Annotated in this window: 13 protein-coding genes; 5 read left to right on the forward strand and 8 right to left on the reverse strand. The window is 36.9% G+C overall.

Translation table 11 applies throughout. The features are described 5' to 3' along the window. Window positions 1–210: 210 nt before the first annotated feature. The 5 genes from AW17_RS21525 to AW17_RS21545 form a co-directional block, all read right to left on the reverse strand. Window positions 211–732, reverse strand: a complete 522-nt coding sequence (locus AW17_RS21525; protein ID WP_029279989.1) for a hypothetical protein — start codon at window positions 730–732, stop codon at window positions 211–213. A gap of 262 nt (window positions 733–994) precedes the next feature. After that, the gene (locus AW17_RS24530; RefSeq protein ID WP_029279990.1) at window positions 995–1,480 is read right to left on the reverse strand and encodes a hypothetical protein; all 486 of its coding nucleotides are present in this window, start codon (window positions 1,478–1,480) and stop codon (window positions 995–997) included. Window positions 1,481–1,639: 159 nt separating this feature from the next. Then, window positions 1,640–2,602 (reverse strand): AAA family ATPase, encoded by a 963-nt coding sequence (locus tag AW17_RS21535; RefSeq protein ID WP_029279992.1) that lies wholly within the window; start codon window positions 2,600–2,602, stop codon window positions 1,640–1,642. A gap of 5 nt (window positions 2,603–2,607) precedes the next feature. Next, entirely contained in the window at window positions 2,608–3,966 is a 1,359-nt protein-coding gene (locus tag AW17_RS21540) for a peptidylprolyl isomerase (protein ID WP_029279994.1), read from the reverse strand. Between the two features lie 54 nt (window positions 3,967–4,020). Beyond that, the gene (locus AW17_RS21545) at window positions 4,021–4,503 is read right to left on the reverse strand and encodes a hypothetical protein (protein ID WP_245235121.1); all 483 of its coding nucleotides are present in this window, start codon (window positions 4,501–4,503) and stop codon (window positions 4,021–4,023) included. A 209-nt stretch (window positions 4,504–4,712) separates the two neighbouring features. Between AW17_RS21545 and AW17_RS21550 the strand changes: the two genes are divergently transcribed. Further along, window positions 4,713–5,366: a hypothetical protein gene (locus AW17_RS21550; protein WP_051692029.1), complete on the forward strand. Its 654-nt coding sequence runs from the start codon at window positions 4,713–4,715 to the stop codon at window positions 5,364–5,366. 116 nt (window positions 5,367–5,482) lie between these two features. Next, a complete protein-coding gene (locus AW17_RS21555; protein ID WP_029280000.1) occupies window positions 5,483–6,061 on the forward strand; it encodes a non-canonical purine NTP diphosphatase in 579 nt (192 codons plus the stop codon). Here the strand turns inward: AW17_RS21555 and AW17_RS21560 are convergent. The 3 genes from AW17_RS21560 to AW17_RS21570 are packed head-to-tail and all read right to left on the reverse strand — an operon-like array spanning window position 6,056 to window position 9,046. Continuing rightward, window positions 6,056–6,358, reverse strand: a complete 303-nt coding sequence (locus AW17_RS21560) for a type II toxin-antitoxin system RelE/ParE family toxin (RefSeq protein ID WP_029280002.1) — start codon at window positions 6,356–6,358, stop codon at window positions 6,056–6,058. The two genes, AW17_RS21555 and AW17_RS21560, sit on opposite strands and share 6 nt — an antisense overlap. Then, entirely contained in the window at window positions 6,358–6,579 is a 222-nt protein-coding gene (locus AW17_RS21565; RefSeq protein WP_029280005.1) for a hypothetical protein, read from the reverse strand. The genes AW17_RS21560 and AW17_RS21565 overlap by 1 nt, the downstream gene beginning before the upstream one ends. A gap of 37 nt (window positions 6,580–6,616) precedes the next feature. Beyond that, window positions 6,617–9,046 carry an OstA-like protein gene (locus tag AW17_RS21570; RefSeq protein ID WP_029280007.1) on the reverse strand — a complete coding sequence of 810 codons (2,430 nt, stop codon included), beginning with the start codon at window positions 9,044–9,046 and terminating at the stop codon, window positions 6,617–6,619. A gap of 65 nt (window positions 9,047–9,111) precedes the next feature. On the opposite strand from AW17_RS21570, the gene tilS reads away from it, so the two are divergent. The 3 genes from tilS to bshA all read left to right on the forward strand — a co-directional run bounded on the left by tilS (window position 9,112) and on the right by bshA (window position 12,210). Then, window positions 9,112–10,443: a tRNA lysidine(34) synthetase TilS gene (gene tilS, locus AW17_RS21575; protein ID WP_029280009.1), complete on the forward strand. Its 1,332-nt coding sequence runs from the start codon at window positions 9,112–9,114 to the stop codon at window positions 10,441–10,443. Further along, window positions 10,444–10,932 (forward strand): hypothetical protein, encoded by a 489-nt coding sequence (locus AW17_RS21580; RefSeq protein ID WP_029280011.1) that lies wholly within the window; start codon window positions 10,444–10,446, stop codon window positions 10,930–10,932. Between the two features lie 135 nt (window positions 10,933–11,067). Then, window positions 11,068–12,210, forward strand: coding sequence for an N-acetyl-alpha-D-glucosaminyl L-malate synthase BshA (bshA, locus tag AW17_RS21585; RefSeq protein ID WP_029280013.1), 1,143 nt, complete (start codon window positions 11,068–11,070; stop codon window positions 12,208–12,210). Window positions 12,211–12,511: the final 301 nt, after the last annotated feature.

Genomic DNA, 12,511 nt, shown 5'->3' on the forward strand with positions numbered 1-12,511 from the left:
TTTTGTGGCGTTTTAATCAAGTTTTCTGTTAAGACGGTCGTCACCCTGAATTTATTTCAGGGTCTTTCACGCTAAAAAGATGCTGAAATAAATTCAGCAGGACGATAAAGCGGGATTAGGCGTAAATAAGATATAATTTTCAGCAAATAATTATCGAACTCAGGTTATAAGATTAACCGACCAGGTAAAAAGGATAAAAGGCATCGCCTTTTATCCTTGTAAATCGTAAATCATTGCTTTTGTGCTGTTCATTTTGCTTTTAATGCGGTTTTGGTGCTCCTGTAAAGTGCTTTGTTCATCCTGAACGGCATTAAACAGTTCTGCTTTTTTGAAATAATTTGCCGCTTCTGCAAAATTTTGCTGTTGCTCGGCATGTAGGCCCAAACATTCGTAAATGTGTGCTTCGCAAACACCAGGTACAAGTAAAGCCTTTTCTGCAACCTGTTTCACCAATTTGTGCATTTTAAGCGTAATCACAAGTTCCAGATAGGGTTTATAAACCTCTGGGAAATCGGCATCTAGCTCAATGCAACGTTTGTAATAATAACCTGCAGTTTTATAATCTTTAAAATGATTCTGATAAATATCGCCCAACTGAAAATAAGCTCTTGCATAATCAGGGTCGAAAACAATAATTTCATTAAAATACTGAAGTGCCTTAGGTAATTCGCCCCAGTGCAATTCTTCAATGGCCTGTAGATATTTTTCTTCTACAGTGGTATAAATGTCCATAACGGATATAATTAATTTTGATAAGCGGTTAAATGCTTAGCAAATGCGTAATAAATTGATTTTAAATTTGGGTTTTATGGTAATGAAACTTAAAAACCGCGTTAAGGGTTGGGAAGGAAATTTAAGTCAATACCCAAGCCCTTTATGCCACAAGACGGGCTAAAGCTTAATTGTTGGATATGTAGTTGACCTAGCATTTCTGTAAATTTTGATGCAAAGATATTTATTTTCAGCAAATTGAAAATTATTTTTTTTCGATTGATCAGCTTTTCATATCGACAAGCGCATTTTTAATCTGTCGCCTATGCCTTAAAATATGAACGATGGCATGTTCTAACATTTGTTCTACATCGTACTGCTGTCCCCACCCTGTATTTATCTTTTTCGATTGATCGAACTCTTCCATGGTGATGTTGGGATTTCTGATGAAAAAGTCCTCGTTATATTTAAACGCTTCCCGGATCCTTGAGATATAAAGTGTGATATGGTCAAACTGCAATCGTTCCGGCCTAACTGTTTTCAATCCAATAGAATTTTCGATATACACCGCATAACTGAACATCGAAGCAGTTACATGCGTTAAGATCGTTTGAATGGAAATACAATCTGGATTTGAACTTTCTGGCTCAATGGTTTTAGTCAGTTGATGCTGGTTAATTGGTTCGATTACCACAATCAGTTCGTCAACTGCCTTTTTATATTCATCCATCAGCGCAGCTATAGCGCCTGTAAGGTTATTGGCTTCCATCTTAAAACAAAGATAATCGTTTGTGATGAATTTTGTGTTGGTCGGGATTTGTAATCTCGACCTGCTGTATTGTGGATTTGTAATCCACTAATAGAAGTTAAAAATTCTGGCTCATCAGACGGGATTGCAAATCCCGACTAGCTTAGTCCCAACTAACAGTTACAATAAATCTTTAATGATTTTCTCGATTGATAAGCCTTCAGCTTCTGCGCGATAATTACGCACAATGCGGTGACGTAAAATAGGCTCAGCTACCGCTTTAACATCTTCAATGTCTGGTGAGTATTTTCCCGTTACAGCGGCATGGCATTTTGCGCCCAACACTAAAAACTGCGAGGCACGCGGACCAGCACCCCAGCTGATGTATTTATTAACTGCATCGGTAGCAAACTCGCTATTAGGACGGGTTTTGGCCGCTAATTTTACGGCATATTCCAAAACATTATCGGTAATCGGAATATCGCGGATCAGTTTCTGGAAATATTGAATATCATCTGCATGGATAATTTTCTGCAGTTGAACGGTTTTATTGCTGGTGGTATTTTTTACGATGTTCAATTCATCTGCAAAAGCAGGATAATTTAACTGAATATTGAACATGAAACGATCTAATTGAGCTTCGGGTAGGGGGTAAGTTCCTTCCTGCTCAATAGGGTTTTGTGTGGCCAGAACGAAAAACGGTTTTGGTAAAATATGGGTTTGCCCAGCTGCGGTAACCGATTTCTCCTGCATGGCTTCTAGTAAAGCAGCCTGAGTTTTGGGTGGTGTACGGTTAATCTCATCAGCGAGGATAATATTAGAAAAAACAGGCCCTTTTATAAATTTAAAGTGCCTGTCTTCTCCTAAAATCTCCGCGCCAATAATATCGCTTGGCATTAAATCGGGTGTAAATTGGATACGGTTAAAATCGAGGTCTAAAACGGAAGCTACCGTTTGTACAAGTAAAGTTTTAGCTAATCCTGGTACGCCAACCAACAGACAGTGTCCGTTACTAAAAATGGCGATTAAAACAGATTTTATGATGTCATCTTGTCCAACTACTACTTTGCTTATTTCGGCTTTAATGTTGTTGAAAGATTGATGAAGTGCATCAACAGCTTCTACTTCGTTCTTATACTGCATTGGTATTATTTTGCGGCTGTGGTTTTAGTCCAAATTTTTAATTCATCACAGGTGTTAAATTCATCGTCGATTTTAATGTAAGTGCTTTCGCGACGTTTTTCAAACCATTCGCTTAAAGTACGATTAATTTTATCACTTTGTGCGGCATCTCTGATTTTTGGGAAATCTTGAACTAAGTTTGCTTTGTGCGGTGGGATTTTAGATTTTAAATATAAAATGCGGTAACCTTGTTTTCCATCAGCTGCTGTAAATAAATCTGGTTTAGAAATACCACCGATTTTCATGCTATCAATTACCAAAAACACCGACGGATCTAATTTATCAACCGGGATAAAAGTACTTCTTGCCTGAACATTTTCGGCATTAAGCATCATACCACCATTATATTTACTCTCTTTATTATCTGAATAAAGGTTTGCAGCAGCAGCGAAACTTAATTTTTTACCGATAATGTTGTTGTAAATGCTATCGGCATGCAATTTTAAGCGGGTTAAACTTTCTGGTGTAGTTTTAGGCATAATTAAAATATGTCTAACGTGTACCTGCTCGCCTCTGCGCTCTAAAACCTGTAAAAAGTGGAAACCATAATCTGTTTCGAACACTGGTGAAATTTCTCCAGCTTTCAGTTTAAATGCCCAGGCAGTAAATTCTTTAACCATGGTATTCCTGTCGATAAAACCATAGTCACCACCATCAGCGGCAGAACCTGGATCTTCAGAATAGGTTTTAGCTAACACCCCCATATCTTCGCCACTTTTAACCCTTAAACGAAGGGCTTCAATTTTATCGCGGAATTTTTGTTTTTCTGCTCTGGTTAACTGTGGGTTTAAAACCACCTCACCAACTTCAACTTCTGTGTTAAATTGAGGAACGCTATCACCTAAAGATTTGAAATATTTTTCAACCTCCATTGGTGTAACGTTAATGTTCTCGGTGATTTTTTGTTGCATTTTTTGTGCAATCAACTCATCTTTTACCGATGGCCTGATCTCATCTTTATACTGCAGAACAGATTTATTTAAAAATTGCTCTAAACGCTCCTGGCCGCCTGCACGTTGCATACTGAAACGCATACGTTTGTTCACCTCATCATCAACCGCACCGTCTTCAACCATTACCGAATCGATTTCGGCCTGTTGTTTAAGTAGCTTTTGGGTTAAGGTTTGCTGTAAAATTTTACATTTAATTTCAGCATTGGGCTGGTTGCCCTGATAAAGATATTGTGTGTATTGTTGGTTTAAATCTGATAGCAGGATAATATTATTTCCTACAACAGCAGCAACTTTATCTACAGTATGCTTTTGAGCGAAACTGTTTAAAAACAGGCAAATTAAAGCGGTTGCTACTAAAAAAACTTTCTTCATTCTATTTGTTATATTTTGCAAATTTAATACTTATGGTCAAAAAAATCAGGTTGGCTATAACTTAGCAAGCTTTTTTAACTCGTTTTCGTTAATTTTGATCTGATATTTTTGTTTTAGGCTTTTTAGCCATTTTTCTTCTAAACTTAGTTGGTAATCGGCAATTACCTCTCCTCTAACTTCGCTTAAAGGTTTATTGTAATTTTGTTGATTTTTTGTGTAAAATTCATTTATCTCCTGCTCGTCTTCCTGTGCTTTGTTCCATATTTTTTGTTCCGAAACATTGAACATTAAAACACCTTCGCGGTATTCATTCAATAAAAAATCGCGGTCTTTATTGCTGACCCCAACTTTTTTATGGGTGGTTAATGCGTCTTCATAAGTTTTGATTTCTTCCTGGTAACTGGCATTTTTGTCCAATCCCATCTCCCGGGCATCTAAAACTTTAAGCTTAAAATTTATATACAAGTTTAAATATGCTTGTAAAGTATCGTAAGCCGCACTAACGTTTCCGTTATGGCTTTTTTTGTATGCCCACATAAATTCTTTGGTACTTATTGATTTACCGTTTACCACAGCCACGTTTTGTGCAAACGAAATGCTATAAATAAAGCTAAAAACAAATAAGCAGTAAGCTTTCCTCACACAGAGCACTCTATAAATTTTAAGGGATAAAAGTAACAATTAGCGACGCTATTATAAGATATTTAACTAATTTTAACAGAAATTATTATCCAACAAAAATACGAATGGAAAACCAGGTTACCAACAATGCGAATGCTTTACGTTTATTTTTTACTGAAGAGGTTTTCTTGGTAAAGGATGAAAGTGTAGAAATTCTGCCTTTACGTAATCCAGAGCCAGTTTTTGCTGTCGAAAATGTTTCCGTTGTGGAAGCAAAAGAACCTGTTTTAAAACAAGAAACAACACAAATTCCTGGAATTAATCCTACAAATGTACCTAAAGTTTATACGCAAGGTCCTGAAATTCCGCATATTGTGGCCGAACCAGCGCCAGAAAAAACGTTTAAATTTTTAGGAGGAAATAAAAAATCGGTTCTGATTTTGGTAAACGATAATCAGAACGATGTAAGCACCGAGCAGGGCAGGGAACTGCTACGGAAAATTGTGAAGGCAGTAGATTTGGGCACACCCGATTTTGCAATTTTAAATTATGCAAATTATAGCGGAACTGACTATACAGAACTGCACCGGTTTTTTAAACCTGCCATTATGTTGTCTTTTGGCGTAGAGATTGCCGACTTGAAGCTGAACCTTACCTGGCAGAATGAAATCATTGTTCACGAAACCACCAGGATTATATTTGCCCCCAACCTCCATCATCTGGATAGCGATTTAACTGCGAAGAAAATACTTTGGGGGCATCTTCAAAAAATTAAATAGCGGCTTCGCAAGCGTATCAAGTATTGAGAATTAAGTATCAAGTGCTGAGATATGGCATTTTAATCGACTCTAAAAACCTTAAACCCTACACCTTAAACCTTTTACCTTTTTTTACAATGAAAAAACTTGTATTTGCGACCAATAATCAACATAAAACCGAAGAAATACGGGCTGCACTTGAAGGTAAATATGAGGTGCTGAATCTGGAAGATATTGGTTGTTTAGTTGATATTCCTGAAACTGCAGATACCTTTGAAGGAAATGCTACCTTAAAAAGCAGCTACGTGGTTGAACATTTTGGTTTGGACTGTTTTGCAGATGATAGCGGTTTAGAGGTAGATGCTTTGAATAACGAACCAGGAGTTTACTCTGCCCGATATTCGGGAAGCAGGGATAGTTTAGAAAATATTCAATTGGTTTTAGCTAAGCTTGAGGGCAACTCCAACAGAAAAGCAAGGTTTAAAACAGTGATTTCTTTAATGCAGGATGGTAAAAATCACATTTTTGAAGGTTTAATTGAGGGAACCATCATGACAGAATTATCAGGTTCGAAGGGTTTTGGTTATGATCCTATTTTTCAGCCAGATGGTTATAATATCACTTTTGCCGAAATGGACATGACAGAGAAGAATAAAATCAGCCACAGAGCTCTTGCACTAAAAAAGATGTTGGAATTTTTGAATGGGGAATTATAAAAATCTTTTTTTCTTTTTGCCACTTTGTCGATTATCTATAAAGGTCACAATCTCTAAAGTGTTGGTTTTTGGTTTAATTCGGTACACAACTGATATGTGTGGTATGATCACGCCTATATGTGTATTCTTTGTTTTATAAGTTTTTCTTGAGATTAATGGTTCTTCAGATAGTGTTTCGAGATAACTAAAAACCCTTGTTATAAATTTTTTTACTTCTACTTCTGTCCAATTTTCTTTTAGATAATCAATATTTTTTTGGAAAGTTTCGCCAGCCTTTTTAGACCAAATAATATCCATTACACGCTAAATCTTTTTTTTGCCTCTTCATGGCTAAAACTTTCGCCGCGATCAAGTTGATTTATGCCTTCCATAATATCGTTTTGCTGGTTACTATTTAATCCATCAAACCAATCAAAATCCCTTGTGGTAATTAGTGATTTAATATCTCTAATTAAACTTTCATCATTCGAATTAATGATCTGTTGAAGTACATTTAGTTTTTCTGATTGTAAATCCATAAATAAATTTAACCATTAATTTGATGAATAGCAAAAACTACATTTTACCAACCACCTTTTTCACCTGAACAGAATCTTTTTTCACCTGCACTGAGTCTTTTTTCGGTAGGATGGGTTTAATGCCAAAATTGGCCGTGTCTGCTGCTTTAGTTTGAGGCAATTTCTTATCTACATTTAAGCTGTCTTTTCCCAATGTGATTTTCGGTTTAACCACAGGTGCCGTTGTTGCTGATTTATTTGCTGGGGTTGTGGTTTTAACACCAGCTACAGTTTTACCCGCAACTGTTTTAGCCTTAGCTTTGGGTTTAGGTTTTCCAGATGAGCCAATGGCATCTTTTTTTGATTTTGGGCGTTCAGTAGGTTTCCACGAAAATCCTTTTAAAACATGATCTTTTGCAATCGTGTTTTCCGGATTCAAAGCTCCTTCTATTCCCTTGATATAAACAATTTCCTCAATTGCATTTTCCTTGTCCTTGAAGATGAATTTTATCCTGCTGCTTAGGGTTTGATTCATTTCTTTATACACCTTTGTACTGTCATCCTGGGTATAATAAATACTTTCGGCATTGCCATCCACATATAGGTTCTTGAATTTTCCGTTGGTAAAGAAACCAGTCATTAACCTTCCTTTTATTTGGTTAAATCTTAGTGAATCTTTTGGTGTATTTACTAAAAATGCATTTCTAAATGCCTGTAAATTATTTAGCTTTTTATTCTTGAACTGAACAAAGATGGTATCGCCAACCTGTTGAGAACCTTCTGACCAGATAATCGGATTACTGTAGCAACGTAGCGTAGAATCGGCACTGGTATAAAAAAGGCTGTCGGTTTTGGCCTGTATATTAGTTTTAAAAATCTTAACGCCGTGGTAAGCCTTAATGATACGGGTTTGAACGGTATCAGCGGGGTTAAATTTGGACGTATCAGTCTTTAATGCACCTGGTTTTAAGTTTCCTAGCGCTTTTGTTAAACTATCTTTAACGCCAGCTTTTGTAATCTTTTTTTGCAGGCTATCGATTTTCGTTTTTGAAATATCCTTTACAATTGGAGAGGCCTTATCGGCAATTTTTTTTTGTAAGCTGTCGATTTTTGTTTTCGATACATCTTTTACTATCGAATTGGCTTTATCAGCCAGCTTTTTCAGACTATCGGTTTTAAGTTTAGGCAGGTTTTTGATAATGGAATCGGCCTTGTTCTTTAAAAGATTATTTTTCTGCAAACTATCAATGTTAAGCTTGGGCAGATCTTTGCCAAGCGAATCTACTTTCGATTTTAGGCTATCGATGCTTTTATCTTTGAGATTGAGCTGTTCCTCTGTTTCGGCATCGCCCTTGTTCTTTTTCTTTTTATCAGCCCTGCTATTTTTACGCTTATTTCTGTCTTCTTTTTGAGCAGATTCAGCTTCTGGTTTATATTTTGGCTCACCTTTTTGTTTCTTTTCTCCGGTATCTTCATCATCTTCGCCAACCTGATTGTCGGCTTTAATCGAAATTTTAGGGATCAGCTTTAAGGTTTTTTGTAGCACCATCTGCGTTTCTAAAGTATCGGCACCCATCCATAAACTATCTGGCCTTTTTTTATTCTTCACCATTATAGAATCTTCCGTGCCAATGCCCAGATATGCATTTCGTGTAACCAATGTCCTCTGATCCAGTTTATAATAATAGCCCAAATCGCCGAACATTTTCATCTTATCTTTCGTGTCAGAAAAAACAATGTTTTTTACTGCTTTACCAATTCCTTTTTTTCCGAAATAATACAAACTATCACCTTTTAAAGATCTGGTGCCTTGCGTGTATAGGTTTTTCTTTCCAAAAAAAGCATCCTCAGTCATCGTATTATACTGGCCATTTTCGGTGTAAAGATTATCGTCTTTTCCCTTGATATTGGTAGGACCATAAAAATAGGTCCATTTATCCTGGGTATTATAGCTCATCGTATCCGATTTTATGACCGATTGAGGCGTAACTACTACCACATCATATTTAAAGTAGGCTACGTTTCTTTGACTAAAATAATAGCCATTTTTACTCGTTACTGTCACCTCTTGATTTACAATTTTTCCTCCACTGGTATAAGTGCCTATCTTGCTGAGGGTATTGTAATCTAAAATATTGGTGGTTAAGGTGGATGTTGGGTCTTTCATCACCACATTTCCGGTTAAATGCGCATGTTTTTTATTCCCATCATACTCCAATTGATCTGAATAAATATCAGTGGTAAGCTGGTTGATATGTACATTTTTAAAAGCTTCGAAATAGTTTCGCTCGCTATAAAATACAGCACTATCGCAGGTTAAAGTTGCATTATCTTGTTGAAAAACAGGGTTTCGCAGGTAACTGATTTTTTTCTTGGTATCGCCGGTTATCTTGGAAAATGAAACGATTTTAATCTTCGAAGCGGGTCGCTGACCGAATAAAAATACTGGACTGATTAAAAGAAATAAAAAGACAAATAGTTTTTGCACACTACAAAGTTAGTTTTTTGTTCCGAACGTTCGGAATACCAGTTAAAATTAAATATTTTTGGTGGATGTTACCCGTAAAACAATTTCAGGATTTTATTGAACAGCACCAGCTGTTTGTTCGGGCTAACAAGATCCTTTTGGCCGTAAGCGGGGGGAAAGATTCGGTATTAATGTTGCATTTGTTTAAAGCAATAGGCGTTGATATTGGTGTGGCACATTGTAATTTTAATTTACGGGCTGATGAGGCACAACGTGATGAAAGTTTTGTTGCGCTACTGGCCAAAAGTTTAGGATTACCTTTTTATATAACGCATTTTGATACCAAAAAATATGCAGCCGAAAATAAAATTTCTACCCAGATGGCAGCACGCGATCTGCGCTATAACTGGTTTGAAGAAATTAGGCGCAAAGAAGGTTACGATTATATAGCCCTGGCCCAACACCAAAACGATGCGGTAGAAACCGTGCTCATTAACCTTACCCGTGGCACAGGCATAAGCGGATTGCATGGCATTTTACCTAAACGTGATTTACTGATCAGGCCCTTGCTCTTTTTGAACCGACTGCAGATTGATGAAATTGTAAGGACAAATAACATCGATTTTGTAGAAGATAGCTCGAACGCAAGTACAAATTATACACGGAATAAAATCAGGTTACAGGTAGTGCCACATCTGCAGGAGATTAACCCTAACCTCGAAAAAACTTTTGCCGAAAATATTTCACGCTTTGCTGAATTGGAGAGTTTTTTAAATATCCAGGTTGAGAAACTTGCAAATAAAATCCTAAATAAAAGGAATGATGGCATTTATATCTCCTTGGAAGAGGTTTCGAAATTGAATCCGCAAAAATTGCTGCTCTACGAGTTGCTTAAGCCTTTTAATTTCGGCGAAAATGTAGTGCAGGAAATTTTAGACAGTTTAAGGGCGTTAAGTGGCACCCATTTTTTTAGCGCCACACATCAGGCCATTATCAATAGAACTGATCTGGTTATTGTTGAAAAAAACACATCGGTTACCGCTAATCAGTTTATCCACCCAACAACAGAAAGCGTTGCTTTTGCTAATGATGAAATTTCGTTGAGGTTTACAGATGAAGTGAAATTTGAAATTAATTCGAATAAAGCGTTTGTAAATGCTGATAAATTAATTTTCCCATTGGTGTTGAGGAATTGGCAAAATGGAGATAAATTTATTCCATTGGGTATGCGTAATCCCAAAAAAGTGAGCGATTATTTTATTGACGAGAAAGTTCCCCTACATTTGAAAAGCGTTACGCCGATTTTGGTTAACGGCAATGGTGAAATTGTTTGGATCGCAGGTATGCGGCAGGATAACCGATATAAATTAACTACAGCAACAAAAAAAGTTGCTATATTCGAACTCAAAATTAAATAAGTGGAAAGCAAATACGCCTATATCGAAAAACAGTACATCGGCCGTGATTATGTCCGTATTTTCATTAGGCTTATTATGGCTGCGTTTTGTTTTGCGGCCTATGTTTATGAGCGCGACCGCGACAATACGCAAGACTTGTTCCTTGTTGTGGGCTTTGGGATCATCGGTGTTTCTATGCTTTTGCTTTTCCTTATCCAGTACAAAATTGTGGTAGAAAATGGCAGCATGATTTTAGATGGTCTTTGGACAACCAAACGTGTTAAGATAGACCTGAATAGTATTGTTGATGTACGTAAGGCGACTTATAGCCGTTATTTTTTCAATAATCCCGTTTACAACTTGCACACAAAAGGTACGATCCGTTTTTATTCATCGGGTAAAGATGCGGTTGTTTTAACCGATCGCGATGGCTTAGAATATTTTATTGGTACCCAAAGGCCTAACGAACTTTTCCTTGTAATAAAAGAAGAAATGCGAAATCTCAAATAATAATTTGAGTGCAATAATTTTCCTCCAATCTCTTATAAAATCTCTACTCAATATCTCGTCTTTTTTATTGCAATAAGCCGACACGCATTATAGATTAAAATCGGGTACATTTGCGATAACAACAATACATGTACAATGAAGATAGGAATTGTTTGCTACCCCACTTTTGGCGGTAGTGGAGTAGTTGCAACAGAACTTGGTAAAGCACTTGCTAACGAGGGACATCAGGTTCACTTTATTACTTATAATAAGCCTGCCAGGCTCGATTTCTTTTCTGCCAACCTGTTTTATCACGAGGTTTCGGTAAGAGATTATCCACTTTTTGATTATGCTCCTTACGAATCGGCACTGGCCAGCAAGCTGGTAGATGTTGTCCGTTTTGAACAATTGGATGTATTACACGTTCATTATGCCATTCCACATGCTTCTGCTGCTTTTATGGCGAAACAGATTTTGGCAAGTTATGGTATTCATATTCCGGTGGTAACTACTTTGCATGGTACCGATATTACTTTGGTGGGTAAAGATCCAACTTATAAACCCGTGGTTACCTTTTCTATTAATCAAAGTGATGGTGTAACTACAGTATCGGAAGATTTAAAAGAAGATACTTATAATCATTTCGAGATTACAAAAGAAATTAAGGTAATCCCAAATTTTATAGATTTTTCGCGCTTCAGTTTGCAGGCAAAAGGTCACTTCAAAAAAGCGATCGCGCCAAATAACGAAAGGATTTTAATCCACACCAGTAATTTCAGGAAAGTAAAACGTACGGCTGATGTGATTAGGATTTTCGAAAAAGTACAGGCGGTTATTCCGTCGAAACTATTAATGGTAGGCGATGGGCCTGAGCGTGCTTACGATGAGCAGCTTTGCAGATCGTTGAATATTTGCGAAAATGTAAGGTTCTTAGGTAAGCAAGATGCGGTTGAAGAAATCTTATCGGTTTCAGATCTTTTCTTAATGCCATCAGAATCTGAGAGCTTCGGTTTAGCTGCGTTAGAGGCAATGGCTTGTAAAGTGCCGGCAATTACTACAAATGCGGGTGGTTTGCCTGAGCTGAACGTTGACGGATTTTGTGGCTACATGAGCAATGTTGGAGATGTAGATGCAATGGCAGCCCATGCCATTGAAATATTAAAGGATGATGAAACCCTGAATCGTTTCAAAGAAAATGCTTTTGCAAGGGCACAAGATTTTGACCTGAAAAAAATCCTGCCTGTTTATGTTAATTATTATAAGGAAGTAATCGAAAACTCATTACAGGCTAAATATTAGCCGCTAATTAGTCCATATTTAGAGCCTGTTTAATTTTATATAAATTATTAGTATGTCAGTCTGAGCGTAGTCGAAGACCCGTTTTTCGATACATTAAAAGCAATCGACTCCGCTACCATTGACGTTATCTTGCAAATCATTATTAATCAACATTTTAACGACTTTCGAATTTCCATCCAGCTGGGCCATAGCATTGTATCCCCGTTCTACTTAAATCTGGCCTAACAAATTTTTCGGGCTGCACTGTTCTGGCCGCACAACTGTCTTCAAAAGAAAAATTTTCAGCCGGCATTTTTTGTTT

The sequence above is a fragment of the Pedobacter borealis DSM 19626 genome, from assembly GCF_000708285.2.
GTDB lineage: Bacteria > Bacteroidota > Bacteroidia > Sphingobacteriales > Sphingobacteriaceae > Pedobacter > Pedobacter borealis.

What these genes read in the sequence shown, in the direction of transcription:
- AW17_RS21525 (WP_029279989.1), bottom strand. Translation starts at nt 732, where the DNA reads ATGGACATTTATACCACTGTAGAAGAAAAATATCTACAGGCCATTGAA.
- AW17_RS24530 (WP_029279990.1), bottom strand. Translation starts at nt 1,480, where the DNA reads ATGGAAGCCAATAACCTTACAGGCGCTATAGCTGCGCTGATGGATGAA.
- AW17_RS21535 (WP_029279992.1), bottom strand. Translation starts at nt 2,602, where the DNA reads ATGCAGTATAAGAACGAAGTAGAAGCTGTTGATGCACTTCATCAATCT.
- AW17_RS21540 (WP_029279994.1), bottom strand. Translation starts at nt 3,966, where the DNA reads ATGAAGAAAGTTTTTTTAGTAGCAACCGCTTTAATTTGCCTGTTTTTA.
- AW17_RS21545 (WP_245235121.1), bottom strand. Translation starts at nt 4,503, where the DNA reads ATGTGGGCATACAAAAAAAGCCATAACGGAAACGTTAGTGCGGCTTAC.
- AW17_RS21550 (WP_051692029.1), top strand. Translation starts at nt 4,713, where the DNA reads ATGGAAAACCAGGTTACCAACAATGCGAATGCTTTACGTTTATTTTTT.
- AW17_RS21555 (WP_029280000.1), top strand. Translation starts at nt 5,483, where the DNA reads ATGAAAAAACTTGTATTTGCGACCAATAATCAACATAAAACCGAAGAA.
- AW17_RS21560 (WP_029280002.1), bottom strand. Translation starts at nt 6,358, where the DNA reads ATGGATATTATTTGGTCTAAAAAGGCTGGCGAAACTTTCCAAAAAAAT.
- AW17_RS21565 (WP_029280005.1), bottom strand. Translation starts at nt 6,579, where the DNA reads ATGGATTTACAATCAGAAAAACTAAATGTACTTCAACAGATCATTAAT.
- tilS (WP_029280009.1), top strand. Translation starts at nt 9,112, where the DNA reads ATGTTACCCGTAAAACAATTTCAGGATTTTATTGAACAGCACCAGCTG.
- bshA (WP_029280013.1), top strand. Translation starts at nt 11,068, where the DNA reads ATGAAGATAGGAATTGTTTGCTACCCCACTTTTGGCGGTAGTGGAGTA.